Origin of the sequence: Mesorhizobium sp. BR1-1-3, from assembly GCF_020165455.1 — a bacterium.
Lineage (GTDB): Bacteria > Pseudomonadota > Alphaproteobacteria > Rhizobiales > Rhizobiaceae > Mesorhizobium > Mesorhizobium ciceri.
In genome coordinates, this window is the sequence record NZ_JAIUIC010000017.1 from 84,941 (window position 1) to 110,533 (window position 25,593).

Here is a 25,593-nt window from a genome sequence, read left to right on the forward strand (position 1 = left end):
GTGCGAAAAGGAGGGCGCCGGTGGCGCCCGCGATTAGTTCTTGAACAGCGACAGGATCGACTGCGAGGAGCTGTTGGCGATCGACAGTGCCTGGATGCCGAGCTGCTGCTGCACCTGCAGGGCCTGGAGGCGGGTCGATTCCTTGTTCATGTCGGCGTCGACGAGCTGGCCGACGCCGCGGTCGATGGAGTCCATCAGGCTCTGGGTGAAGGTCTTCTGCAGGTCGATCGAGCTCTTGGCCGAACCGATGATGGTGGCGGAATCAGTCAACTGGGCCATGACCTTGTCCATCATGGTGACCATCTGGGTGATGATGCCGTCGGTCACCCCTGGGGCCGTGATGTCGAGGTTGTAGGCGGAAATATTGTCGACCTTGGTGACCGCTCCCGCCGCCGTCTGGCCGGCAGTGTTCGCGGCGATATCCGTTCCTCCGCCCGCGATCACGCCAGCATAGGCGTTGTCATACAGGGTCTGGGCGGCGCCCGTGGAATAGATGGAGGTCTGGCGATCGAGGACGCCCTGGTTCTTGACTTCGGCGGCAAGGCCGTAGTCGAAAAGCTTGGTGCCCTCGACATTGATGTTGATCGTTCCGATCGAGACAGCGCCGGATGAAGAGCGATTGAATGAGGACACGATCTGCGAGTCGGGCTGGACGCCATCATTGGCGGACGTGACCTGCTTGGAGGTCACCGCGAGGAAATTCGAGCCGGAGAAGGTGGCCGCATCGGCAAAGGACTTCATCTGCGTTTGAAGCGCCTTGATCTCGGTCTGGGTCTTCGCCTTGGCGGCATCCGTCTGGCCGACCATGGACAACACCTTGGTCTTGATCTGGCCGATCGTCGTCAGCACGTTGGTGATGCCGGTGTAGGCGGCATCGACTTTCGAGGCGCCGAGGCCGAGTGCATCCTGCACCGTCGACAGGGCCGAATTGTCCGAGCGCATGGTGGTGGCGATCGACCAATAGGCGGCGTTGTCCGAAGCCTGCGAGACCCGATAGCCGGTCGATATGCGGGCCTGTGTCTGTTCGAGCGACTTGTTGGTGGCGCTGAGGCTTTGAAGTGCGGTTAACGCCGAGGCGTTGGTCATGATGCTCGCCAAGAAAGTCGCTCCTTCTCAAAAGCCGACATGCTCAGACATGCCGGATGGGCCTGTTCAACGATTGGCATCGTGCCGGTCGGACCGATTCGCCAACTGTCGTAAGCTATTGGTTAACCATAACTAGCGCGGCATGGTTAACAGCCTGTTAAAAGCTGGCTTTTGAGAGTTAAGGATCGAGGATTGTGCGGGGCTGGAGCAAACGCAAATAGGGCCGCGCTTTTGGCGCGGCCCGAATTTCTAGTGCGAACTGTGGTTGAGCGGAGGCGATCAGCCGCGGAAGAGCGACAGGATCGACTGCGAGGAACCGTTGGCGATCGACAGCGCCTGCACGCCGAGCTGCTGCTGGACCTGCAGGGCCTGCAGACGGGTCGATTCCTTGTTCATGTCGGCATCGACGAGCTGGCCGACGCCGCGGTCGATGGAGTCCATCAGGTCCGAGGTGAAGGTCTTCTGCAGGTCGATACTGCTCTTGGCGGCGCCGAGCGTGGTGGCCGAGTTGGTCATATCGGCGAGCGCGGAGTCGATGACGGTCAGCATCTGCTTGATCTGCGAATCGCTGGCAGCCGTGCCACCCGAGAAGATGGAAAGCGAGGCGGCCGAATAGGTGTCGGTGGCCAGTGCAGCCGCCCCTAGAGCTGTCTGCGTGCCGGAGACCGCTGCGGCCACACTGCCGTCGCTGCCGAGGCGGTACGTGTCAAGGATGCCCTTCGCGAGGCCCGAGGTGGTACCAGCTTCATAGAGCTTGATGCTTTCCACCTTGACGTCGATGGTCGAGATCGAAGATGCGCCGGCCGCGTCACGGTTGAAGGCCGAAAGGATCTTCACATCGGCAGCCGTCGTGGCTGTTGAGCCGCTGTCTACGGACAGCATGTTGGTGCCGGAGAAGGTGGCGCCGTCGGCGTAGGACTTCATCTGCGCCTGAAGAGCGGTGATTTCGGTCTGGGTCTTTTCCTTCGAGGCGTCCGTCTGGCCGTAGGAAGCCAGCAGCTTTGCCTTGATCTGGTTGATGGTGGAGATCGCGCTGTTCATGCCGGTATAGGCGGTGTCGACCTTCGAGGCGCCGAGGCCGAGAGCGTCCGAAACGGTGGACATTGCCTGGTTGTCGGAGCGCATCGTGGTGGCGATCGACCAGTAAGCGGCGTTGTCCGAGGCCTGCGAGACGCGATAACCGGTCGAGATGCGGGCCTGGGTGTCCTGGAGGGATTTGCTGGTGGCGTTAAGGCTCTGCAGAGCCGTCAACGCGGCGGAGTTCGTCATGATGCTGGACATGGTACTCGTACCTTGGTTTTTACAGGTGTTTTTTTGACATACCGGGCCTCCCGGTATGACGGTGCGGCATCATGCCAATGATCTCTGAAATCGATCACCCGCCATCTGCGAGCGAATATGCGGGCAAGTCCCTACCAAAGGGCTAAACCGGACGGTTAATCGAAAATATATTGCTGGAATTTCGAGCCGGCGCGGCAGTGTCAGTTGAAGGAGCGCACCAGGCTGCCGACAAGCAGGTTCCAGCCGTCGATCAGGACGAAGAACAGGATCTTGAACGGCAGCGACACCACCGTGGGCGGCAGCATCATCATGCCCATCGCCATCGTGATGGTGGCGACGATCAGGTCGATGACCAGGAATGGCAGCACGATCAGGAAGCCGATTTCGAAGCCGCGCCGGATCTCCGAGATCATGAAGGCGGGCACCAGGATGCGCAGGTCGACGGTGTCGCGCGAAACGGTCTGGCCGCGCTCGCGGGCGAGATCGGCGAAGAGGTCGAAATCCTTGTCACGCACATTGTGCAGCATGAAGGTGCGGAACGGATCGGAAATCTTGTCGAAGGCTTCGGTCTGGGTGATCTGGTTGTCCATCAGCGGCTTGACGCCGGTGTTCCAGGCCTGATCGAAGGTCGGCGCCATGACATAGAAGGTCATGAACAGCGACAGCGAAATCAGGATGAGGTTTGCCGGTGTCGACTGCAGGCCGATGCCGGCGCGCAGGATCGAGAAGGCGATGACGAAGCGGGTGAAGCTGGTCACCATGATCAGCAGGCCCGGCGCGACCGACAGAACAGTCAGCAGGCCGAACATCTGGATGATGTAGCCGACGGTGGTGCCGTCAGCCTTGCCGATGCCGCCGAGATCGAGCTGCTGAGCCGCCGCGATGGAGGTGGCGGCGGCGATCATGGCGGTGGCGAGAAGGAACTTTCTCATTCGAGCAGCAATGTCCTGATGAGTACCTGTTTGGCGTGACCCTGGCTGCGGATCGCGGCGCGTTCTTCGAGGTCGGCCTTCAGGTGCTGGTAGCCGCTGGCTCCCTCGATCTGATGCATCTTCAACGTGCGCACCAGGGCCAGGAGATCTTGGTGGATGTCATCCGACATTGCCTGTGGCTGCGGCGCGTCATAGACGACGGACACCTCCATCCTGATCCAGGTGCCGGCAGGCGAGGCGATGTTGGTGGTGATCGGCGCCAGCACGACCAGCATCGGGCCCAGGCCTGGTTGCTCGGCTGCGGCGGGCTGCATGATCTTACCTTCGTTCTCAGGCGCGACCGGTACCGACGCCGGTGCGCCGACGCCCTTGAGATAACCGCCGGACATCCAACCCACGCCAATGGCGGCCGCCGTCACAAGCAGCAGCATGCCGGCCTGAATGACAGGGGAGGGACCCTTGCGCGGCTGAACCTGTTCAATATTTGCCACGGCGCCCTGCCCCGATCCTAGAACGGAAGAACCTGGTCGAGGATCTGCTGGCCGTAGGCAGGTTGCTGGACCTCGGTGATGCGACCGCGTCCGCCGTAGGAGATGCGGGCCTCGGCGATGCGTTCGTAGGGGATGGTGTTTTCGGCGCCGATATCGGCCGGCCGCACGATGCCGGCGAGCGTCAGCACCCTGAGCTCGGCATTGACGCGCACTTCCTGCGATCCGGTGATCATCAGATTGCCGTTGGGCAGCACATCGGTGACGATCGCCGCGACATTGAGTTCAAGCGTTTCCGAGCGCTTGATCTCGCCGTCAGCCGTCGTGTCGGTGGTGGAGCTGAGAGCCCCGGCGCCCTTGCCGGCGGTGCTCCACTTGTCCCACTGCGCGCTGAGGTCATAACCGAGCTTGCGATTGGCGGTGCGGCTCCTGTCGTTCTGGTTCTTGAAGTTGGCGCGATCGTTGATCTTGATCTTGACCGTCAGGATGTCGCCCTGGGACAGCGCCCGCGGGTCGGTGAACAGCCGGCTCTGGCGGTCGTCCCACAACGAGAATTTCTTGACCGGCGCTGGCGGCGTTTGCGGATATCGATAGAGCGAGCCGGTGCTGCCGCCATCGATGCCGGAGCCGACCGGGGACAGGGCCGGCTCTCTGCCGACCTCCTTGAGGTTGGTTCCGCAACCGGACAGCATGGCAACCGCGCACAGGACAAGCATCTTCCGGATCATGACGGATCTACCCTTCGGGCTGCGCTGGCCATAATGCCGGTGAGCGTCGCCGCCGCCTTCTGGTCCATTTCGTTGAGGATGACGCTCGCCTTGCGTGAATCGAGCTTCATCAATATAGCCGCAGCCAGGTCGGCGTTGACGATGGCCAGCCGCTCGGCGGCGGCGTCGGGTTTCATACCGGCGTAGATCTGGACGACGCCGTCCTCGGCCCGGGCCAGGAAAACCTCGCGCCGCTTCAGCCAGGTCTCGTATTCAGCTTTCTTTGCATCAAGAGCTTTCATGCGCTCGTCAATGCCAGCCTGGAGCTGCTTCAGTTCCTGCGCCTGAAGGACATAGCGGCGGTCGCGGGCGGCGTCGGCGATGTTTGAGCAGAAGCGCTCGATCTCGCTTTGGTCCGGCGCCTTTTCCCGTGTCAGTTGCTGCGGCGCCGCCGCCACCTGTGCTCCCGGCAGGACTTGGCGGACCGTCTCCTCGCCGCGCGCGGTGCCGCCGGCAAAGGGCAGAGCCGCGAGAAAAGCGGTCGCAAGCAGGATCGCGGCTTTGTGGTGTCTGTCGTGGCGTGGGAAGGAGCGCTTCATCGGCATCGCCTATTGCAGAACCAGGTCGGCCTGCAGGGCCCCGGCCGACTTGATGCCCTGCAGAATGGCGATGATGCCGTCCGGCTTGACGCCGAGGCGGTTGAGGCCGGAAACGAGGGTCTGGAGATCGGGCCCGTCAAGCACGGCAACGCGGGCGTCGGGCCGGCTGGCGTCGATGGCGGTGAACGGTTCGATCGCGGTCTCGCCCTTGGAGAAGGGTTCGGGCTGCACGACGCGCGGCGCTTCGGTGATGCGCACGGTGAGCGTGCCGTGGCTGATGGCGACCCTTGAGATCTTGACGTCATTGCCGATGACGATGGTGCCGGTGCGCTCGTCGATCACGACACGGGCCGGCGTGTCGGATTCGACCACCAAATTCTCGATTTCGGCATAGAAGCGCGCCGCCGAGACACCCTTCGGCCTTCTGATCTGGACGGTGCGCGAATCGCGCTCGGCCGCCACCCGCATGCCGAAGCGCTGGCCGGTGTAGTCGTTGATGGCGTCCGCGATGCGGATAGCGGTCGAGAAATCGGGATTGCGCAGCTGCAGCGTCAGGATCGCCTGATCGTCGAATTCGGCTTGGACGGCACGCTCGACGATGGCGCCGTTGGGCACGCGGCCGGCGGTCGGCACGCCTTGCGTCAGCTGCTCGGCCTGTCCTTGCGCGGTAAAGCCGGACACGATGACCGAGCCCTGGCCGACGGCATAGATTTCGCCGTCCGCCGCCTTCAGCGGCGTCATGATCAGCGTGCCGCCGGAAAGCGAGGTCGCGTCGCCCATCGAGGAGACGTCGATGTCGATGCGGGCGCCCGACTGCACGTAGGGCGGCATGTTGGCGGTGACGATGACGGCGGCGACATTCTTGGCGCGCGCGCTGCCGCCTTCGGTGGCGATGCCGAGGTTTTCGAGCATCGCGCGGATCGACTGTTCGGTGAATGGCGAGTTGCGCAGGCTGTCGCCCGATCCGGCAAGGCCGATGACCAGGCCGTAGCCGACGAGTTGATTGTCGCGCGAACTCTGCAGCTGGGCGATGTCCTTGATACGCGAGGCGACCTGGCCCGGCGGCAGCGAACTCGGCCCGGTCGAAACCCGGAACATGCGGCTTGTGGTGGCCGGATCATATTCGGGATCGTTGTAGACGCCGCCATTCTTGGCGGCGAGCTCGCGCTTGGCCTTCGGCGTCAGGCCGTCGGCCAGCGACGGCTGCAGGCCAAGCACGGCTGCCAGGATCAAGGTAAGCCCGCGCATCATGAAGCGCTGACCTGGATGGTTCCATCCGCCATCACCGTGCCGGACAGGATTTTGCCGCTGTCGATGTTGCGAACCTTGACGAGGTCGCCCGCGGCTCCTGGCTGCAGCGTCACGGCGGTCGCCGAGATCGTCAGGCCGCCGGCGATGAAGAAGATCTGCACGGAGGCACCCTGTTCGACCAGCCAGGCCTCGCGGATGGCGGCGGAGGGAATGTAGCGGCCGGGCAGCAAGGTGCGCTTGGCGACCTTGCCATCCAGTTCCTCGGCCCGTGTGGCGACCGCCTCCGGCTTGTGCTTGCCGACGATAAGGGTGACCTGTTTCAGGGCAGCCAGGTTGATGGTCTCGCCGGGATAGATAACCCGGCTCGGAATAAGTACCACCTCGCCGCCAGCTTGATTGCTGGCGATCCGGGTGGCCGACTGGTTGGCCGATTCCTGGGCAAAAGCCGGCATCGTGCCGGTCACCAGCGCAAGGACGAGCGCGGTGCGGCGGAATGCAGACAGGAGGCCGGGCGTCGACATCATGCGTTACCTGATGTTCTTGGAGACCACGGAGGCCATGTCGTCGGCGGCCTGGATGACCTTGGAGTTCATCTCATAGGCGCGCTGCGCCGAGATCAGCTCGGTGATTTCCTTGACCGGGTCGACGTTGGAGGCTTCGAGATAGCCCTGCTGGATGGTGGCAAAACCGGGATCGCCAGGCACGCCGACATTCGCCGGCCCCGAAGCCGTGGTTTCCTGGAACAGATTGTCGCCGAGCGGCGCCAGGCCGGCCTCGTTGGCGAAATTGGCGATCTGAAGCTGACCGAGGTTCTGCAGGTCGGTCTGCCCGTCGATGCGGGCGAAGACCTGGCCGGTCTTGTTGACGATGACCTCGACGGCATCAACGGGAACATTGATTGCCGGAATGACCGCAGCGCCGTCGACCGTCACCAACTGGCCGGTGGCGTTGGTGTTGAGAGCGCCGGCGCGGCTGTAGAGCGTGCCGCCGTCGGCACCCTCGATCTGGAACCAGCCCCTGCCGGTCAGCGCCAGGTCGAAACTGTTGCCGGTGCTGGTCAGTTCGCCCTGGGTGTGCACGTTGCGCACCGCCGTCGTCTTGACGCCGAGGCCGATCGAGACGCCCTCCGGCACCAGCGAGGCGTTGGAGCGGTTGGGCACGCCTTGCGTGCGGTCGACCTGATAGAGCAGATCGGAGAATTCGGCGCGAGCGCGCTTGTAGCCGGTGGTGTTGATGTTGGCGATGTTGTTGGCGATGACTTCCAGATTTGTCTGCTGGGCATTCATGCCGGTGGCGGCGATGGCGAGTGCTTTCATGGCGGAATTCCTCAGATGCCCATTCGACTGACTTCGAGATAGGCGGAGACCACCTTGTCGCGTATCGCGACTGCGGTCTGAAGCGCCTGCTGCGCGCTCATCACGGCGTCGACCACCTGGCGGGTGTCGGCATCGCCCTTGAGCGCCTGCATCGATACCTGCTCGGCATTCTGCATCGTGTCGACGGTCTTGGAGGCTGCCTGGCTCAGCGCCTCGGCAAAGGAGGTGCCGACATTGCCACCGGCCGACGGTGTCGCGCCGCCCTGGAGCAGGCTTGTCGCCGCGTCGTCGCCGCCGATCGACGGCTTGAACTGAAGGGCTCCGATACCGCTGATCATTACTGGTTCCTCATCAGGTCGATGGTCATGGAAATCAGGTCGCGGGCCTGCTTGACCACCTGAAGGTTGGCCTCGTAGGAGCGATTGGCCTCGGTCATGTCAGCCATTTCGATCAGCACGTTGACGTTGGGCATCTTGACGTAGCCCTTCTCGTCGGCGGCCTCGTTGCCGGGCTGGAACTCGACTGGAAAGTCACTGGGATCTCGATCGATCGAGTTCACTGCAACCGTTGAACTGCCGGAGGCCCGGTCGAGCTCGGAGACGAAGCTGATGGTCTTGCGGCGATAAGGGTCGGAGCCGGGCGCGGTGCCCGTCGACTGGGCGTTGGCGAGGTTTTCGGAAACCACGCGCAGGCGTTCCGACTGGGCGCCGAGGCCCGATGCTGCGACTTTGAGGGCTGCGGTCAGTGCGTCCATGGTCAGCTCTTCACCGCCATCATCATCATCGAATGGAACGCCTTGACGATCGCCGTGTTGAGCTCGAAGGACCGGCGCACCTCGCCGGCCTTCAGCAACTGGTCTTCCAGCACGACCGAGTTCTTGGACGGCATGACAACGCCGTCATCTTCCTGCGGCTTGATGGTGAAGCCGGCATTGGTCGCTGCATTGCCAAGATGGCCGGCCTGGGTGGCCTGCAGCGATACGGCGGCGCGGTCGAGCACCTTTTCGAATGGCTCGACGTCGTTTGCCGTATAGCCCGGCGTGTTGGCATTGGCGATGTTGCCGGCCACGGCCGACTGGCGCACGGCCAGCCATTGCGCTTGCTTGGCGGCGAGGTCGAAAAGGGAAACGGGCTCCATGGGAATCTCCGAGCAGGTACCCAGAGACTAGGCCGCCAGTCTTGCGCGGGCCTTGCGGATGGCCGGAAGCCGGAGATCGTTTATCTGGACAGTTCGATCACCTGGTCGGCACTGGTGACCATGACCCATTTGCCGTTGCGCTGCTCGATGGAGGATACCTTGCTGGAATCCGGCAGTATCGAGCCGCGCTTGACGATCCAGAGGCCAGCGTCGTCCTGGATCATGGCGCGGCCGTTGGCGACATGAACCATGCGGAATTTCGCCGCGTCGGCCGGAAACGGTTGCTCGTCGGATGCGGCTGCGGGATCGGCATCATCCCGCACCGTCCCCGTGGCAAGAAGATCGAGATTGGCCGCGGGAACGTCCTTTGCCGTCAGCGGCGCGCTGCGTTCGGCGACCACGCCGCCGCCCGCTCGCCCGGAATTGGAGCCTGTGCCGCCGAACTTCATCGCCTGGACGCCAAACTGGTCCTGGTTGAAGAAGATATACCAGGGGAACAGGGCGCAGATCAGGCCGAGCGCGATGCCGAGCGCGGCAATGACGAAGTCGCTGCGTCGGTCGGACTTCTTCTCCAGTCGGGGAAACGGCGCCTTTGGCGGCTGCGGCCATTCGGTGCGCGGGAACAGGCCGTCGATCAGCGATTCCCGGCTGGCCTGCGTCATCTCGGCAGCCACCGCCTGGGGAGTCCGGGACAGAGCGGGTTCGACGGGCCTGGCCAGATCAGGATCGGCTTTGCCAGCCCGTGGCAGGATTGGCTTGACGGCTCTGGCCAGAACGGCCTCGGCTTTGGCCGCGATGGCACGGGCGGCCTTTGCTTTGGCAGTTCTCGCCGTGTCAGCCTTTGCCTGCTGCGCGGCATTGGCCTCGGCGATCATGTCGCGCAGGATGCGCTCGGTGTATTCGCGTTCAGTCTCCGGCATCGGCGTTCAGCTTGCTCTTGAGGTGGCGGGCGAGATCGGAGAACGGGTCGGCTGAGGGGCGATCCTTCGGCCCTTGCGTCAGCGCTTCATAGATCAGCGGCACCTGGCGCACGGCGATGTCGAGTTCGGCATCGACGCCGCCCTGATAGGCCCCGAGCAAGCGGATATCGCGTGTGTCCTCGAAGCGCGAGATCATCGACTTCAGCCTTGTCACCAGCGCGCGCTGTTCGACGCTCCAGGCCTTTCCGGCCAACCGCGATATGGACGACAGCGGGTTGACGGGGGGATAGCGACCCTGTTCGGCGATCGTGCGGTCGAGCACGACATGGCCGTCGAGGATGCCGCGCACGGAATCGGCGACCGGGTCGTTGTGATCGTCGCCGTCGACCAGTACGGAAATGATGGCGGTGATGGATCCCTTGCCCTCCGTACCCGGCCCGGCGCGTTCGAGCAGCTTGGGCAATTCGGTGAACACCGAGGCCGGATAACCGCGGGCGACCGGCGGCTCGCCGGTTCCCGTCGCCACCTCACGCAAGGCGTGAGCGAAGCGGGTGATCGAATCCAGCACCAGCAAAACGCGATGCCCCTGGTCGCGAAAATGCTCGGCGACGCGCATGGCGGTGTCCGGCGCACGCCGGCGCATCATGGCGCTTTCGTCGCTGGTGGCGACGACGGCGATGGTCTTGGCCATGCTGTCGCCGATCGTGTCCTCGAGGAATTCACGGACTTCCCGGCCGCGTTCGCCGATGAGCGCCACCACGACGGTATCGAATGCGTCGGCTCCGGCGAGCATGGCGAGCAGCGTCGACTTGCCGACGCCGGAGCCGGCAAAGATGCCGAGGCGCTGGCCGAAGCAGAGCGGCGTGAAGATATCGATGACCTTGACGCCGGTCATGAAGGCAGTGCCGACGCGTTGCCGCGCCATGGCGCCCGGCGTCGTCTGGGCGCCGCGCGATGTGTCGTCTCCCCGGGCGAGCGGCGGGCCGCCATCGATCGCCCTGGTGAGTGCGTCGATGGTGCGGCCGCGCCATGAGGCATGCGGTGCCACCACAAGCGGACCGCGGCGGAACACGGCATCACCGATGCCGGAATCGGCGCTGCGTTCGAAGGGTGCCACGACGGCCTCGTCGCGGCCGATCTTGACGATCTCGCCGCGGCGCGCACCGGCATGGCCGGGCTGCTCGACGATGTCACCCAGCCTGGCGAAGCTGGAAAGGCCGTGCACCTTGTAGTGCGTGGGCGTGACTTCGATGACGCGGCCGCCGCGCTTGAGCAGTGCCTCGGCGTCGGCGAAACGCCGCCAGACCCGTTCCAGGGCGGCAAGCCGGTCTTCCGGTGCCGGCTGGAGTTGTCTTTCGAGTGCCCGCAGGGATGGCTGGTCGAGCGACATGGACTATTTCGAGCCGAGCGTCTTGATCGCCTCGTCGGTGGACGAGTCGGTCTGGCGCATCAGGGCGGCGGTGTTCTCGAAGGCGCGCTGGACCATGATCAACCTGGTGATCTCCAGCACCGGATTGACATTGGACTCTTCGAGAAAACCTTGGGCAACGCCGATATCGGAGCGATCGGTGACAGGCTCCGGGGTGCGTGCCGGAACAATGCCGGAATTGCCATAGCGGACGAAGTTCGCGCCTGGATCGAAATTGTAGAGGCCGATCGATCCGACAAGCTGATCGTTCTGGCGCAACGAACCATCGGCCCCGGCCTTGGGCGGACCGTTGCGGGGGTCAAGCTGGATCGGCGAGCCGCCGGCATCGAGCACCGGGTGGCCTTCGATCGACATCAGTTCGCCGTTCTCGTTCATCGAAAAACGGCCGTCGCGGGTCATGACGGTGCCGACCGGCGTCTCTATAGCGAACCAGGCATCGCCCTGGATGGCGAAATCGAAGGGATTTCCGGTCTCGCTCAAGGCACCGTGGGCGCCGGAAAGGTAGGTCTTGCCCGGGGAGGCGAATGACACCGATTTCTGCCCGGTGCCAGAGACGACGTCCTCGAACTTCACGCCGGTGGCGCGAAAGCCGACCGTGGAGGCGTTGGCGACGTTGTCGGCGATGGTGTCGAGGCGCCGCTCGAGCGCGATCTGCGATGAAAGAGCGACGTACAGGCTGTCCCGCATGATGGTCTCAGAACCTCAGTTTCTGCATGGCCATCATCAGGTCGGTGGAGATGCCGACGGTGAGTGGCTGGGCAAACAGCACGCTGACCGAGGTGACGGCCGATGAAGTCGGGTTGTTGATCTCGTACATACTGGTGAAGCGCGTCAGGAACTTGCCGAGTTTCTCGGGGTCGGAGAAATCCGAGATGTCGAGTTTCTGCTCGAACAGCTGCGCCTGCTTGTCGACATCGGCGGTGGCGAAGGAATCGGGCAGGCCGAGCACGGTGCGCACGACACTGGCAAGCGCAGTGTCGGCCAGCACGTCATACCAACTGGTGATGGTTGGGGCCTTGCGATCGAAATAAAGCGCCAGCCGCACGCCCTGGTTGGTCTGGCCGGCATCCTCTTCGAGGGTCTGGCGCATGTATTTGTCGACGGTCGGCTGCTGCGCCGGATTGATGGTGGTGGCCGCTTCGCCGTATTGTTCGAAGTTGAAGGCGGCGGCCAGCCCGGCATAGGCCTTGTTGGTCATCTTGTTGGCGACGCTGTCGGCGTCGCGAATGCCACCGGCAAGAACGTTGCGGATGAGGTCCTTGCTTTCCGTCGCCGGGTCCAGTCCGTAGGCCGAGAGCACGTAGTTGTACAATCGGCTGTTGGCCATCAGGTCGTCGATGGATTTCACGTTCGTGACGTTGGCAAGATAGTACGCGGTCTCCGACTTGATGTAGTCCGCATTCGGCGCGATCAGGCCAAGCGCCGACTCCGTCGTATAGATTTTCGGCGTGTCTTTCTGCACTTCGTCGCGCGACGTTGTCTGATCGCCATATTGGGCAAAGTTGAAGGCCGTGACGAAGTTGGCGTACCGTTTATCCGTCAGCTTGTTTGCTGGGCTGTCGGGGTCGCTGACGCCGCCCTCGAGCATTGTGCGGATCTGCTGCGGCGTTTCGGTTGACGCATCAAGTCCGTAGGAAGCCATGGCGAAGGTGAGCAGGCGCTTGTCCGCCATGAGGTTGTCGATCGACGTCACCTTGGAAATGTTTGCCGCGTAATAATCGGCCTCGCCCTTGATATATTGCGCGCTTGGCTCGACCAATGTCAGTCCGGCTCCGGCCATGTATCCTTTCGGCACCGCCTGCTGGACATCGTCGCGCATGGTCGTCTGATCGCCATACTGGGCGAAGTCGAAGGCTGCGACGAATTTGGCGTAGCTCTTGTCGGGCAGTTTGTTGGCGGGACTGTCGGGATCGCTGACGCCACCTTCGAGCATCGCCTTGACGGTTGCGGCAGGTTCGCTTGCGGCGTCGAGTCCGAAAGCGGCCATCGCATATGTCAGCAGGCGGCTGTCGCCCATCAGGTCGTCGACCGATTTAACCTTGGCGATGTTGGTGACGTAGTAGGCGGTTTCGCTCTGGTAGTAAGGGAGCCCCTTCTGCGAGGCGCCGATCTGGACTTGCAGCGCATAGTTGCTGGTCACCAGTTGCTGCGCCTTGTTGTAGACAGTCGTACTGGTGCCGTTGGCGGCGAAATTGAAGGCCCTGACGAATTCGGCGTAACGCTTGTCGGTCAGCTTGTTGGCGAAGCTGTTGGGATCGGAGACGCCTTCCTTGAGTGCCTTGACCATGAAGGCCTTGGCGTAAGCCATGTCCTCGAGCCCGTAGGCCTTCATGGCATATTTGAACAAACGGTCATTCTTGACGAAATCGTCGATCGATTTCACCTTGGTGATGTTGTCCAGATAATACTTGGTGTCGCGATCAACCACGGGCTGCTGCTCGATCCTGTCGATCGACTTTGAAATGTCCCTGGTGATGAGCTGATAGCTGGTAAAGGTATTAAGCAAAAAGGTGCCTCCGGCCGAAGCTATGTCCGGACAATACCCCTACTTCCTTGCGCGAAACTGAATCGTCTCCGACGCCTTCGATTCAAGCCTCACACAAGGCACGGGGGCTATCCCTAGCTCCTGATGTGAAATGCGGAAGGACCTGTCGTGGGCATTCTGATTGGACTGGTGGTAACGCTCGGCTGCGTCCTTGGCGGCTTCATGGCCATGGGCGGCCATCTTCACGTGCTGATCCAGCCCTGGGAGGCGGTGATCATCTGTGGTGCGGCTTTTGGCACCTTCCTCGTCGCCAATCCGATGAAGACGGTCAAGGATACCGGCAAGGGCATTCTCGAAGCCTTCAAGCAGGCGGTGCCGAAGGAACAGGACTATCTCGAAACGCTCGGCGTGCTGCACTCGCTGATGCGCGAGCTGCGCTCGAAATCCCGCAGCGAGGTCGAGGCGCATATCGACAATCCGGAAGAGTCGGCGATTTTCCAGGCGTTCCCAACCGTGCTGCATAACCACGATCTGACGCATTTCATCTGCGACTACTGCCGCATCATCATCATCGGCAATGCCCGCTCGCACGAGATCGAGGCGCTGATGGACGAAGAAATCCAGACCATCAGGTCCGACAAGATGAAGGCCTATCACGCGATGGTGGCGGTGGGCGATGGCCTACCGGCACTCGGCATCGTCGCCGCCGTGCTCGGCGTGGTCAAGGCGATGGGCGCGCTCGACCAGTCGCCGGAAATTCTCGGCGGTTTGATTGGTGCCGCACTTGTCGGAACGTTCCTCGGCATCTTCCTGTCCTATTCGGTGGTCGGACCGGTCGCCACCAAGATCAAGACAGTGCGCGAGAAGAAGAACCGCCTCTATATCATCGTCAAGCAGACGCTGTTGGCCTACATGAACGGCGCGCTGCCGCAGGTGGCGATCGAGTTCGGCCGCAAGACCATCTCGTCCTATGAACGGCCGACGATCGACGCGGTCGAGCAGAGCACGATGAATACCGGCACCGTCGAAAAGAAGGCCGCCTGAACGATGCGCGACAGATCGGTCCCGGCACTGTCATGACCAGCCTGGGCAGTCCAGCGGAAGCGCGCTCGCTGATCATCGAGCGTCTGGTCGGCGACAGCGGCGAGGCCGCGCAGGTCATCGACGCAGGCCGCGCCATGGCCGAACGCGCCGTGCCGCTGCTGCAGAAAAGCCTGACCAGCGAGTTTGGCGTTCCGGTCGTCGTCGATCTCAAAGCGATCGAGGTCAGCCGCGTTCCCGAGGCGCGTTCGCGTGCCGGCGACACGTTTGCGATGACCGTGATCGGCTCGTCGGCGTCCTCCGATGCGATGACCCTGGTGATCGATGCTCCGGCGATCGCCATCATGGTCTGCACGCTGTTCGGCGGCGACCCGGATCTGCCGGCATCGCCGATCGAACGCGATCTGTCGCAAATCGAAATCGATGTTTCGACCATGGTGTTCCAGCAGGTCGCACAGGCCCTCAACGGATCGGGAAAGCGTTCGCTCGACCTGCGCCTGCCCGCGCCGCGGGCAATGTCGGGCACCGAGGCGAAGCGGTACGTGCTGCGCGATGGCGCGGCAATCCGCATCGTGCTTGGCATCTCGACGCCGGCCGACAGTGGCACCGTGACGGTGACGATGCCGCAGCGCGTCGTGCTGGCCAGCCGCGACGGAGCCGTGCCTCTCAGCGACGACGATCACGGCCCCAGCTGGCGCGCCCGCTTTTCGGAAGAGGTGATGCGCTCCACCGTGGCGCTCGAGGCCACGATGCCGCTGGCGCGGCTGACGCTCGGCGACCTCGCCGGTTTCGAAATCGGCGACGTCATCGAATTCGAGGAAACGGCCCAGTCCCAGGCGCGTCTCAGCGCACGGGGCAAGACGCTGTTCGTATGCGAGTTCGGCAAACTGGGACAGAATTACACCGTCCGGATCAGGCATCCTTACGACGCCGGGCAGGACTTTATCGACGGGCTGATGCCGGCTGCCGCCGGACGCGCCTGAGCATTTGGAGACGATCATGGCCAAAACCAAGGCGGAAGCCGACCTCGACCAGCCGGACGAACAACTCGACCGTGCCATCGAAGAGTTGCGCGGGGTCCTGCATGAAGAGGAGCAACGCCCCGATGCGGCGTTCAGGGCGGCCTCATCGGCCAATTCGAGCGTGATCATGAACATCCCCGTCGATGTCCAGATCATCCTCGGCAGCACCGAGATGCCGGTCTCCGATCTGATGGCGCTGCAAAAAGGGTCGACCGTGGCGCTCAATCGCCGCATCGGCGAACCTGTCGACGTCGTGGTCAACGGCCGCAAGATCGCGCGCGGCGAGATCACCGTTCTGGAAAGCGATCCGTCGCGCTTCGGCATCAGGCTGACCGAAATCATCGCCGGCACGAAGGGCGCCTAGACATGGTTTGCGGGGCTTGCCGGTGGCAGCGGAGGCGAGTGGCATGACGACGCCGGTGACCTTGACCCGCGCGCAGAAGGCGGCCGCCATACTTGTGGCGATGGGCAAGCCGTCGGCCAGCCGCCTGCTGAAATTCTTCAAGCAGGAAGAACTGAAGGCCCTGATCGAGGGCGCCCGGCTGCTGCGGACGATTCCGCAAAGCGATCTTGAGCGCATTGTCGCTGAGTTCGAGGCCGAATTCACCGAAGGGGCGGGATTGCTCGATTCCGCCGACAGGATGGACACCATCCTCAACGAATCGCTCTCGCCCGAAGAGATGAGCGCGATCATGGGCGACAGGAAATTCGAGGTCGCACCGGAAGGCCCGCCGCCGATCTGGCCCGAGCTCGAAAAGCTCGAACCGGCGCGGCTTGGCGCCTTCCTGGCCGGTGAGCATCCGCAGACAGCGGCCATGGTGTTGTCGAAGCTGGCGCCGCAGGTGGCGGCGAGCGTGCTGCTGACACTGACCAAGCCGATGCGTGGAGAAATCATCAAGCGCATGGTGACGATGGCCAATGTTCCCGACGCTGCCGCCAGGATCGTCGAAAACCGGCTGCGCACCAGTGTGTTGGCCGAAACCTCGACCAAGGATACCTCGGCCGGACAGGCGCGTGTCGCCAGCGTCCTCAACGAACTCGACAAGCCGCTGCTCGAGGAGGTGATGCAGGATCTGGAAGCCGCCGGCACGCCTGATCTCGACGGCGTGCGAGCCCGGCTGTTTGCTTTCGACGATCTGCCGCTGCTCACCCAGAAAGCGCGGGTGCTGCTGTTCGACGGGCTATCGACGGAGCTGGTCACGCTGGCCTTGCGTGGCACGTCGGCCGCCCTTGCAGAATCGGTGCTGTCGGCCATCGGCGCCCGCTCGCGGCGCATGATCGAAGCCGAGCTCGGGGAGGGCTCGGACGGGATCCCCCTCGCCGATATCATGGCGGCCCGCAAGACGATCGTTACGACGACGATCCAGCTGTCGCGCGAAGCCGCCTTCGAACTCCCCTCGACCCAAGACGCCGCCTAGGACCGCGCCATGGCTGACGCGGTCGACAAGGATTCGAAAACCGAAGAGGCGACGGAAAAGAAGATCCGCGACACCATCGAACAGGGCAAGCTGCCCCATTCGCGGGAGACAGCGCTCTTTGCCTCGTTCGTTGCCATACTGGTGTTCACCGTCTTCTACGCTAAGGATGCGATCATCGATCTCGGCATGTTCCTGTCGATGTTCCTGGAGAAGCCGGAAGCCTGGCCAATGGACACCGAGACCGACGTCATCGCGCTTTACAAGATCGTCCTGCTCGAGGTCGGCCGCGCCGTCCTGAGCTTGATGGTGCTGCTGACCGTCGCCGGCGTCGGCGCCTCGGTGTTCCAGAACATGCCGCAATTCGTAGGCGAGCGGGTCCGGCCGCAACTCTCGCGCATTTCGATCGCCAAGGGTTGGAACAGGCTGTTCGGCATCCAGGGTTGGGTCGAGTTCCTGAAGTCACTCGGCAAGGTCGGGTTTGCCATCGTCGTGCTGAGTTTCACCCTGTCGGAAGACCACCGCAAGCTGCTCGCCGGGATGATCACCAATCCGGTCGCCTTCGGTCTCGTCATCCGCGGCATCGCCGTCGACATCCTGGTGGCCATCGTCTTCGTCATGGGGCTGATCGCGGCAGTCGACATCGTCTGGTCGCGCTTCCACTGGAAGCAGGATCTGCGCATGAGCAAGCAGGAGGTCAAGGACGAGTTCAAACAGTCCGAGGGCGACCCGATCGTCAAGTCGCGGCTGCGCTCGCTGGCGCGCGACCGGGCGCGCAAACGGATGATGACGGCGGTGCCGCGCGCGACGCTGATCATCGCCAACCCGACGCACTTCTCGATCGCGCTGAAATATGTGCGCGACGAGGACTCGGCGCCCATGGTGCTGGCCAAGGGCCAGGATCTGGTGGCGCTCAAGATCCGCGAGATCGCGCGGGAACACAACATCCCGGTCTTCGAGGACGTGGCGCTCGCCCGCTCCATGTACAAGCAAGTTTCGGTCGATAATGTGATCCCGTCACAATTCTACCAGGCCGTCGCCGAACTGGTGCGGATCGTCTACTCGAAAAAGGCTGAGCGCAGACAGATTTCATGAACCGGCAACCGCACGCAAAATCCCGCGAGATCATCGTCGCCAGCGCCATCGAGCAGGTGGTGGGCGAACTGAGGCTGATCGATGTCGCCGACTACATCGCCTTTATCCGGCTGGAGCATTTCGCATGCCTGTCGGACCTGGTCGATTCAGCGGTTGAGTTGTTCTTCATGCCGGGCACTCTGCGGCTCGGCCATGGTGGTGAGGCGCATGTCGACTGGAGCGGCAGCCCGCGCATCGTGCTCGATCTGGAACTGAGGCCGCCCGGCGTCACCGTCTATTTCCAGCTGACGCTGAGCGAGCTCGGCGCGTCGGTGGCGGTCAACTACGTATCGTTCGAGAAGCCGGGCGAAGACCCGGAGCGCAACACGGCGCTGCTCGAAGCGGTGATCGAAGAGGCGCGTATCCACAAGGTCGAGCCGCTGGCCTATCGCTGACCGTCGGTCGCTTTCGAAGCGCTGCCGAATTCCCCTATTCGATCAAGCCCAGCCGCAGCGCCTTGGCAACGGCCTGGTTGCGATTGACGGCGTTGAGCTTCTGGGTCGATTGGGTCAGATACTGGTTGGCGGTGTGCACCGACAGTTTCAGGAGTCGCGCGATCTCCTCGCTGGTGTTGCCGTTGGCGGTCAGCTTCAGGCATTCGAGTTCGCGCTTGGAGATTGCACGCATGCGGCCGGCATCGCCCGGACGGATGCGGGCGACGGCGGCGAACAGCGAAAAGCAGCGGGCGTGTATTTCGTAGAGCGCATCCTGCTGCAAGGTCATCTCCGAGCCCAGGAACACGACAAGACCGCATTGGCCGCGGTCGGCGTGCACGGGAAAAGCGATGCCGCTGGTTCCGGGCACCAGCGCCGCCATCCGCTCGGTCCAGGCGAAATCGCCAAACAGCTCCGCCGTGCCAGGGACGCCGTCATCCGTCCACCAGCGCGGTTCGGTCGAGATGCGGGTGTGGCGCACGATCTCCTCGCCGTTGGCGCCTGAGATGAACTTGGTCGCCACGGCAATGCCGGGATAATCGGAATCGAAGCATGGCACGAGCCGCGCCCGCTCGGGCGAGGGGCTTACGAAGAAGAGGCCGAAAGCCGAGGCATTCATGTCAACGGCGATCCAGCGGCAGCGGCGCACGGCATCGGGAATGGTGACCGCGTGATGGGTTTCGGAGCCAAGGGTGAAGGCCCCGAACGGGTTGCGCTGCTCGTTGAAAAGGGCTTCGGCCGTTTCCTTGATATCGGCGTGTTTCAAATGATGCCGCTCCTGATCGCCGTGGCGATGGCCATCGCGCGGTTGCTGGCCGCGAATTTCTGGATGGCGTGGGTGATGTAGCTGTTGACGGTGTTGGAGGAGACGCCAAGGATGACGGCGACCTCGTCGGTGGTCTTGCCTTCGGAAACCCAGAACAGGCATTCGCGCTCGCGATCCGACAACGGGTCCTGCATGGCGGCGGCGGCAATCAGTTGCGGGATGTGCGAGAGCGCGTAGCAGCATTTCAGCTGCGCGCGCATCAGCGCCGGCTGGTCGATGCTGCCGGCGGTCGCCGCAGAGAACAGGGCAAACAGGCGCTGGCGGCCGACATTGAGGCGCAGCGAATAGATTTCGGCATGGCCGAGCACGTCGAGAAGGCGGGCTTCCTCGCCGGTGACCAATCCGTCTGCCTCTGGTGCTTGAGATGCCACCAGCGGCTGTGGGCGGATGCCTGGCGCGACGGTGAGCGCGCCTTGCGCAAGCCCGGCGATCAATCGCTTGCCGATCAGCTCGATGGCATCGAAAATCCAGTTGGAGGAGACGATGCGCGCATCGTTGCGGTCCTGGTCGTGGACGATGGCGACCAACATGTAGCTGTCGGCGCCGATCTCGGCGGTCAGTTGCATGAAAAAGCTGGTGAGATCGCCGCGCGACGTCAGGCGCGAGCCCAATGTGTCGGATTGAAGACGTGCGGCGGGACTGCTCATTCTTGTTGCTTTTGGCCGGAATCGTTTCTGCTGTCCGGATACTGGAAACCAGCCGCCGAACCCGAATACGCATTACTTTGACGAAGACACACGCGTGGCGCAGGGCTGCACCGAACCAAATCCCGAATCCATTCAGGGAACGCGAAGCCGTCCGCGTCTGGTGCCGGAAAAGCTCCGGAACAAAAGACTTTGGGTGGTCGCCGCGCCCCCCAGGACCGGCTGATTCGGGTCTAATCTACCCGCAGTTGAATCTGACATCAAACGCGATTTGACAAAATCGAATCCGGTGGACTCATGTGCGACTCACAAGTCGGTTTTCGCGCCCTGGACAGAAGACCGGGACGCAAAAGTCTTCGCCGGCCACCTCGGCGGCTGGTCGATTTCGCCAGGCTCGGGAGCATTGGACAGACGGGCGCGCCGGTTGCTGTGCCGAAGACTGGTGCCTTGGCCCGATAGTGGGAGCCGGGCGATGTTGCCGCCCCGTCCCGGTGGTCCTTTGCTTATGCCTGTCGTTGTCCCAAAATCGCCAGATGCTCCTGGACGACAGGCATTTACCGATCCTCGAACCCGGTCAGCACGCCGACCGCGTTGATGCCGATCTCCTCGACGGCATAGCCGCCTTCCATGACGAACAGCGTCGGCAGGCCGAGCCTGGCGATGCGGCGGCCGATCTTGGGATAATCAGACGTCTTCAGCTTGAACTGGCTGATCGGGTCCTTCTCGAACGTATCGACACCCAGCGAGACGATGACGACATCCGGTGCATAAGCGGCGAGCCTGCCGCAGGCATCCTCGAGCGAGGCGTTCCATGCATCCCAGTCGGTGCCGAAGGGCATCGGATAATTGATGTTGAAGCCTTCGCCGGCACCCGCGCCGCGTTCGTCGGCATGGCCGAGGAAGAACGGGTACTCGACCATCGGATCGCCATGCAGATTGAGCACCTGGACGTCGGCACGGTCGTAGAAGATCTCCTGCGTACCGTTGCCGTGATGGTAGTCGACATCGAGGATCGAGATGCGTTTGGCGCCGTGGTCGCGGAACCATTGCGCGGCGACAGCGGCGTTGTTGATATAGCAATAGCCGCCCATGAAGCCAGCCCCGGCATGGTGGCCGGGTGGACGGCAGAGCGCGAAGGCGGAAGCCTCGCCATCCTTGAGCAGACCGGCGGCGGTCAGCGCTACGTCGTAGGAAGACTTGATCGCGGCCCACGTGCCTTCGACGAAAGTGGCGCCGGCATCGAAGGAATAATAGCCGAGCAGCGCGTCGACGCGCTTTGGCGGCACGTCGCCGCGCAGGCCGCGCGTCGGCCATGTGAAGGGCATCGCCGTGCCTGTGAGACCTGCTTCCAGCCATTGCGGCCAGACCGTCGGGAGAAAGTCGATATAGTCTGATTTGTGGATGCGCTTGGCGGCGGCGAGGTCATGTTCGTGCGGCGCGATGATGGGACCCAGTTTCTCGCTTTCGACCCGCGCCTTGATGAATTCGGCCCTCGATGGCTTCTCGAAACCCGGCACGATGGCTGATGTGACCAGTTCCATTTGACCGGCATGGCCGGCGTGAAGGGGGGAGAAAACAGTCTTCATAAATTCCTCTCGAAGTGCGAAATCAGTCAAGATTCAAGATTGAGATAAGGGCTCACCAGAGCGAGCCACATTCTTTCCACATCGTCCTCGATGAGGTCGTATGTCTTGCGGTCTCTTTTCAGCCCGACAAGCCGGCAGGCGTGCCCGACGTCCATCATCAGCACGCCGAGCCGGCTGGCGACATTGTCTTCAAGCGCCGGGTTCACATGCTGCAGCCATGCGGCGTAGAGCGCGATGATCTGCTCGTCATATTCGTTCTGGATCGGCCTGAGGTCGGCGTTGCCTGAAATGGCCTCGATCACCGGCATCAGGCTGGCGTTTTCGAGGTAGAGTCTGGACGTGTCGATGAAGAGCTTGCGCACTTCCTGCCGAAACTCTTCACGGTTGGTGGGCGGGGCGACCTTGATACGCTTGGCGATCACCTCGGGAAAGGATGACAGCCAGCGCCGGGCGAGGTCCAGAAGAATGGCTTCCTTGTTGGGAAAGTATTGGTAGATCGAACCAACCGACAAGCCTGCGCGCTGCGCAATGGCCAGCGTCGTCGGCGTCTTGGTTCCTTGCTCCCGCGTCAAGACCAGCGCTGCGTCGAGAATCCGGTCGACCACCTTGCTGGAGCGTTTTTGCCGCGGCTGTTTGCGCGGTTCGAGCGCTATCCTGGTTTTGCGGTCGAGACTGCGCTTCACCGTCCGATGTCCTCGTTCCCCGCCCGGTCTCAACATGGTGGGAGCTTGCTGTCCACGATACATTCCAGATTCGGTATGTTGACAAACGCGAATAATCAGTCGCATTCTTTATCCACGCTGCCTCTTGGGATGACAAGGGGAATTTCCAAGACAGCGCGCTGGCATTCTTTTTCGTCCCATGGCGCCGCTCCGGTGGAGTGGCAGGTCGTTGGCCAAGAGGTTGTCGGTCTCAGTCAGTCGTCAAAAGCGCGGAGTCGCGATGTCTGTCACAGGTGCAGGTCACAATGCGGATCTGATCGTCATCAATGGTCGTGTACTGACCATCGACGACGACAATCCCACCGCCGAGGCCGTCGCCGTCAAGGACGGCGCAATCGTCGCCATCGGCAGCCGCGCCTCCATCGAAGAGTTCAAGGGACCGGCCACCAAGGTAATCGACGCCAAGGGCGGCTCCGTCCTGCCGGGTTTCATCGAAGCCCACATGCATCTGTTTTCGGGCGGGGCTGAACTTGCCCACCTTCAACTCACCGGTATCCATGGCTTCGAGGCGCTGCAGAAGGCGATCCGCGACTATGCGCCTACCCGGCCCGACGCGAAGATGCTGGTCGGCCAAGGCGTCGACTACACCGTGCTCGGCAGCGAGCGCGTGACGCGCCATCACCTCGACGCCATTTTGCCCGATCGTCCGTTCTGCATGGCGGCGCCCGACCATCACACCATGTGGGCCAACACCAAGGCGTTGGAAATGGCCGGCATCCTGCAGGGGCGCACGCTCGGCCCTGGCAATGAGATTGTCATGGGTGACGATGGACTGGCCGCCGGCGAATTGCGCGAAGGCGAGGCCTTTGGCCCGGTGCTCGACCTTGCCGGCGAAAGCCGGGTGCGGCTGGGGCTGTCGACCGGCGGCGAGCCGGACCCGATGCCGACGGCGGCCGAGCGGGACGCCGACCGCGACATTATGCGGCGCGGGCTCGCCTGGTGCGCCCGCCACGGCATCACCTCGATCCAGAACATGGACGGCAACCTCTACCAGCTTGAGCTGCTGGCCGAGATCGAAGCCGAGGAAGGCTTGCCCTGCCGCGTCAAGATCCCGTTCCACTACAAGAATTTCATGAGGCTCGACATGCTCGACAAGGCATCTGGTATGGCCGAAAGCTACAACAGCGAATGGCTGTCGTCGGGCATGGTCAAGGTGTTCTACGACGGGGTGCTCGACTCCTGGACAGCTGTCATGGTCGAGCCATACGCCGACCGGCCCGACTGGGTGGGCGAGCCGCTGTTCACGCCGCAACAATTCATCGATCTGGCCGTCGCGGCCGACAGGCGCGGGCTGCAGATCGCCGTGCATTCGATCGGCGACGGCGCCGTGCGCGCGGTGCTCGACGGTTATGAGGCGGCGCAGAAGGCGAACGGCAAGCGCGACAGCCGTCACCGGGTCGAGCACATCGAGGTCACCACCGCCTCGGACGTGCCGCGTTTCGCCGAACTCGGCGTCATTGCCTCCATGCAACCGCCGCATCCGCCCGGCGCCATGGATTTTCCGCTGGAGCCGACGGTGTCGCGCATCGGGCCGGCACGCTGGCCGCTGAGCTATGCCTGGCGGACCTTGAAGGATGCCGGCGCGCATGTCGTCTTCGCATCCGATTGGCCGGTGTCGCCGATCGATCCGATCCTGGGCATTCAGGCGGCAGTGTTGCGCAAACCATGGGCAGAAAGCGACCCGGACCAGAGTTTCTCACTGCATGAAGCGATCGCCGGTTACACGATCGAGGGCGCCTACGCCGAATTCGCCGAGCACCGCAAGGGCACGCTGAGATCGGGCTACATGGCCGATCTGGTGGTTTTGTCGATGGATATCGAGAACACCGCCCCGGCCGATCTGCACAAGGTGCGGCCGGTGACGACGATTTGCGGCGGCAAGATCACCTATCAGGCCTGACTATGGCATGGGGCTTGCAGGTCTCAATGACTGACTGAACTGTGACCCAATGCCGGGCTTGCCAACCCACCGGCCATGTGGTCACATCGAACAGGGGAAGAGCTCCGCCAGCAAGAGCGGGGTCAACAGTGAGGCGTAATCGTGCCGGACAAACCGGATCGGAATGCGATTGAAGTAGTAAACGTCAGCAAAATTTTCGGATCAGGTGAGGGGCAGGTGGCTGCCCTCGACACGGTCTCGGTATCTATCCGCGAGAACGAATTCTTCACGTTGCTGGGGCCATCCGGCTGCGGCAAGACGACGTTGCTCAGGCTGATCGCCGGCTTCGATTTTCCAACCGCCGGTGAAATCCTGCTCTACGGCCAGGACATCGCGCCGCTGCCACCCTTCAAACGGCCGGTCAACACCGTTTTCCAATCCTATGCGCTGTTCCCGCACATGACGGTCGCCGACAATATCGGCTTTGGCCTGGAAATGCTGGGTAAGCCGAGGGCCGAGATCAAGGCGCGCGTCGCCGAGATGCTGAAGCTGGTCAAGATGGAGGCACTCGCCGGTCGTCGCACCAGCCAGATCTCCGGCGGCCAGCAGCAGCGCGTGGCCTTGGCCCGCGCCTTGGCACCGCAGCCGAAGGTGCTTTTGCTCGACGAGCCACTGTCGGCGCTCGACTACAAGCTGCGCAAGGAGATGCAGATCGAGTTGAAGCGGCTGCAGCACGAGACCGGCATCACCTTCATCTTCGTCACCCACGACCAGGAAGAAGCGCTGACCATGTCCGACCGCATCGCGGTCATGTCATCGGGCAAGATCCTCCAGGTCGGTTCGCCCTGGGATATCTACGACAAGCCGGCCGAACGCTTCGTCGCCGACTTTATCGGTGAAACCAACTTCCTGACGGCCGCCATCAGCGAGATGGCCAACGGCAAGGCGCGCGCCACGCTCAAGTCCGGTGCGACCATCGAGGCGACCGTGGCCCAGGGTTTCCAGCCCAAGCCCAATGCCACGGTCGTGGTTCGGCCTGAACACGCCAAGCTGACCAAGGCCAAGGGCGAACTGTCGGGGAGGGTCGATAATATCGTCTATTTCGGCACCGACACCCACATCCATGTTCATCTCGACAGCGGCGAACTCTTCACCGTACGCCAGCAGAACACGCGCAGCGCGGGCTGCGGTTTCGAGAAGGGCGACGCGGTCGGCATCCTCATCGGCAGCGATGCCGCCCAGGTCCTGAAGGACTGACG

General features: G+C 62.9%; 28 protein-coding genes. 8 read left to right on the plus strand and 20 right to left on the minus strand.

Annotated features, from left to right (window positions below):
- Positions 1-33: 33 nt before the first annotated feature.
- The 16 genes from LB559_RS29295 to LB559_RS29370 all read right to left on the minus strand — a co-directional run bounded on the left by LB559_RS29295 (position 34) and on the right by LB559_RS29370 (position 13,652).
- Positions 34-1,098 (minus strand): flagellin, encoded by a 1,065-nt coding sequence (locus LB559_RS29295; RefSeq protein ID WP_024502691.1) that lies wholly within the window; start codon positions 1,096-1,098, stop codon positions 34-36.
- A gap of 267 nt (positions 1,099-1,365) precedes the next feature.
- Positions 1,366-2,367, minus strand: coding sequence for a flagellin (locus tag LB559_RS29300; protein ID WP_013529788.1), 1,002 nt, complete (start codon positions 2,365-2,367; stop codon positions 1,366-1,368).
- Between the two features lie 200 nt (positions 2,368-2,567).
- A complete protein-coding gene (gene fliP, locus LB559_RS29305) occupies positions 2,568-3,299 on the minus strand; it encodes a flagellar type III secretion system pore protein FliP (protein WP_013529789.1) in 732 nt (243 codons plus the stop codon).
- Positions 3,296-3,790 (minus strand): flagellar basal body-associated FliL family protein, encoded by a 495-nt coding sequence (locus tag LB559_RS29310; protein WP_013529790.1) that lies wholly within the window; start codon positions 3,788-3,790, stop codon positions 3,296-3,298. The genes fliP and LB559_RS29310 overlap by 4 nt, the downstream gene beginning before the upstream one ends.
- A 17-nt stretch (positions 3,791-3,807) precedes the next feature.
- Positions 3,808-4,515, minus strand: coding sequence for a flagellar basal body L-ring protein FlgH (gene flgH, locus LB559_RS29315; protein WP_013529791.1), 708 nt, complete (start codon positions 4,513-4,515; stop codon positions 3,808-3,810).
- Positions 4,512-5,093 (minus strand): MotE family protein, encoded by a 582-nt coding sequence (locus LB559_RS29320; protein WP_024502688.1) that lies wholly within the window; start codon positions 5,091-5,093, stop codon positions 4,512-4,514. Before LB559_RS29320 ends, flgH begins: the two co-directional genes overlap by 4 nt.
- Before the next feature lie 9 nt (positions 5,094-5,102).
- Positions 5,103-6,344, minus strand: a complete 1,242-nt coding sequence (locus LB559_RS29325; protein WP_224675600.1) for a flagellar basal body P-ring protein FlgI — start codon at positions 6,342-6,344, stop codon at positions 5,103-5,105.
- The gene (gene flgA / locus LB559_RS29330) at positions 6,341-6,868 is read right to left on the minus strand and encodes a flagellar basal body P-ring formation chaperone FlgA (protein WP_063168917.1); all 528 of its coding nucleotides are present in this window, start codon (positions 6,866-6,868) and stop codon (positions 6,341-6,343) included. The genes LB559_RS29325 and flgA overlap by 4 nt, the downstream gene beginning before the upstream one ends.
- A 3-nt stretch (positions 6,869-6,871) precedes the next feature.
- Positions 6,872-7,660: a flagellar basal-body rod protein FlgG gene (gene flgG, locus LB559_RS29335; RefSeq protein ID WP_013529795.1), complete on the minus strand. Its 789-nt coding sequence runs from the start codon at positions 7,658-7,660 to the stop codon at positions 6,872-6,874.
- Between the two features lie 11 nt (positions 7,661-7,671).
- Positions 7,672-7,998, minus strand: a complete 327-nt coding sequence (locus LB559_RS29340; RefSeq protein ID WP_013529796.1) for a flagellar hook-basal body complex protein FliE — start codon at positions 7,996-7,998, stop codon at positions 7,672-7,674.
- The gene (gene flgC, locus LB559_RS29345; RefSeq protein WP_013529797.1) at positions 7,998-8,414 is read right to left on the minus strand and encodes a flagellar basal body rod protein FlgC; all 417 of its coding nucleotides are present in this window, start codon (positions 8,412-8,414) and stop codon (positions 7,998-8,000) included. Before flgC ends, LB559_RS29340 begins: the two co-directional genes overlap by 1 nt.
- A gap of 2 nt (positions 8,415-8,416) precedes the next feature.
- Complete coding sequence (flgB, locus tag LB559_RS29350) at positions 8,417-8,797, minus strand: flagellar basal body rod protein FlgB (protein ID WP_013529798.1); 381 nt, start codon at positions 8,795-8,797, stop codon at positions 8,417-8,419.
- An 80-nt stretch (positions 8,798-8,877) separates the two neighbouring features.
- A complete protein-coding gene (locus LB559_RS29355) occupies positions 8,878-9,717 on the minus strand; it encodes a hypothetical protein (protein WP_224675601.1) in 840 nt (279 codons plus the stop codon).
- The gene (fliI, locus tag LB559_RS29360; protein ID WP_013529800.1) at positions 9,704-11,107 is read right to left on the minus strand and encodes a flagellar protein export ATPase FliI; all 1,404 of its coding nucleotides are present in this window, start codon (positions 11,105-11,107) and stop codon (positions 9,704-9,706) included. The genes LB559_RS29355 and fliI overlap by 14 nt, the downstream gene beginning before the upstream one ends.
- Before the next feature lie 3 nt (positions 11,108-11,110).
- Positions 11,111-11,833: a flagellar basal-body rod protein FlgF gene (flgF, locus tag LB559_RS29365; RefSeq protein WP_224675602.1), complete on the minus strand. Its 723-nt coding sequence runs from the start codon at positions 11,831-11,833 to the stop codon at positions 11,111-11,113.
- A gap of 7 nt (positions 11,834-11,840) precedes the next feature.
- Positions 11,841-13,652 carry a DUF1217 domain-containing protein gene (locus LB559_RS29370; RefSeq protein WP_224675603.1) on the minus strand — a complete coding sequence of 604 codons (1,812 nt, stop codon included), beginning with the start codon at positions 13,650-13,652 and terminating at the stop codon, positions 11,841-11,843.
- Positions 13,653-13,799: 147 nt separating this feature from the next.
- Here LB559_RS29370 and motA point away from each other — a divergent pair, with 147 nt between their 5' ends.
- Genes motA through LB559_RS29400 form a run of 6 tightly spaced genes read left to right on the plus strand, consistent with a single transcriptional unit; the run spans position 13,800 to position 18,638 of the window.
- Positions 13,800-14,675 carry a flagellar motor stator protein MotA gene (motA, locus tag LB559_RS29375; protein ID WP_013529803.1) on the plus strand — a complete coding sequence of 292 codons (876 nt, stop codon included), beginning with the start codon at positions 13,800-13,802 and terminating at the stop codon, positions 14,673-14,675.
- Positions 14,676-14,707: 32 nt separating this feature from the next.
- Entirely contained in the window at positions 14,708-15,655 is a 948-nt protein-coding gene (locus LB559_RS29380; RefSeq protein WP_224675604.1) for a FliM/FliN family flagellar motor switch protein, read from the plus strand.
- 16 nt (positions 15,656-15,671) lie between these two features.
- Positions 15,672-16,058 carry a flagellar motor switch protein FliN gene (gene fliN / locus LB559_RS29385; protein WP_023809994.1) on the plus strand — a complete coding sequence of 129 codons (387 nt, stop codon included), beginning with the start codon at positions 15,672-15,674 and terminating at the stop codon, positions 16,056-16,058.
- A 43-nt stretch (positions 16,059-16,101) separates the two neighbouring features.
- Positions 16,102-17,112 carry a flagellar motor switch protein FliG gene (locus LB559_RS29390; RefSeq protein WP_224675605.1) on the plus strand — a complete coding sequence of 337 codons (1,011 nt, stop codon included), beginning with the start codon at positions 16,102-16,104 and terminating at the stop codon, positions 17,110-17,112.
- Positions 17,113-17,121: 9 nt separating this feature from the next.
- Positions 17,122-18,204: a flagellar biosynthesis protein FlhB gene (flhB, locus tag LB559_RS29395; protein WP_027161440.1), complete on the plus strand. Its 1,083-nt coding sequence runs from the start codon at positions 17,122-17,124 to the stop codon at positions 18,202-18,204.
- A complete protein-coding gene (locus LB559_RS29400) occupies positions 18,201-18,638 on the plus strand; it encodes a hypothetical protein (protein ID WP_224675606.1) in 438 nt (145 codons plus the stop codon). Before flhB ends, LB559_RS29400 begins: the two co-directional genes overlap by 4 nt.
- Positions 18,639-18,672: 34 nt before the next feature.
- On the opposite strand, the gene LB559_RS29405 is transcribed toward LB559_RS29400, so the two are convergent.
- The 4 genes from LB559_RS29405 to LB559_RS29420 form a co-directional block, all read right to left on the minus strand.
- Positions 18,673-19,443 (minus strand): helix-turn-helix transcriptional regulator, encoded by a 771-nt coding sequence (locus tag LB559_RS29405; RefSeq protein ID WP_224675607.1) that lies wholly within the window; start codon positions 19,441-19,443, stop codon positions 18,673-18,675.
- Positions 19,440-20,150, minus strand: a complete 711-nt coding sequence (locus tag LB559_RS29410; RefSeq protein ID WP_024502680.1) for a helix-turn-helix transcriptional regulator — start codon at positions 20,148-20,150, stop codon at positions 19,440-19,442. The genes LB559_RS29405 and LB559_RS29410 overlap by 4 nt, the downstream gene beginning before the upstream one ends.
- Before the next feature lie 551 nt (positions 20,151-20,701).
- Positions 20,702-21,733, minus strand: a complete 1,032-nt coding sequence (locus tag LB559_RS29415) for a histone deacetylase family protein (protein ID WP_024502679.1) — start codon at positions 21,731-21,733, stop codon at positions 20,702-20,704.
- Positions 21,734-21,759: 26 nt separating this feature from the next.
- Positions 21,760-22,521, minus strand: coding sequence for a TetR/AcrR family transcriptional regulator (locus LB559_RS29420; RefSeq protein ID WP_224675608.1), 762 nt, complete (start codon positions 22,519-22,521; stop codon positions 21,760-21,762).
- 154 nt (positions 22,522-22,675) lie between these two features.
- Here LB559_RS29420 and LB559_RS29425 point away from each other — a divergent pair, with 154 nt between their 5' ends.
- Complete coding sequence (locus LB559_RS29425) at positions 22,676-24,355, plus strand: amidohydrolase (protein WP_224675609.1); 1,680 nt, start codon at positions 22,676-22,678, stop codon at positions 24,353-24,355.
- Positions 24,356-24,496: 141 nt separating this feature from the next.
- Positions 24,497-25,591, plus strand: coding sequence for an ABC transporter ATP-binding protein (locus LB559_RS29430; protein WP_027161444.1), 1,095 nt, complete (start codon positions 24,497-24,499; stop codon positions 25,589-25,591).
- Positions 25,592-25,593 lie beyond the last annotated feature (2 nt).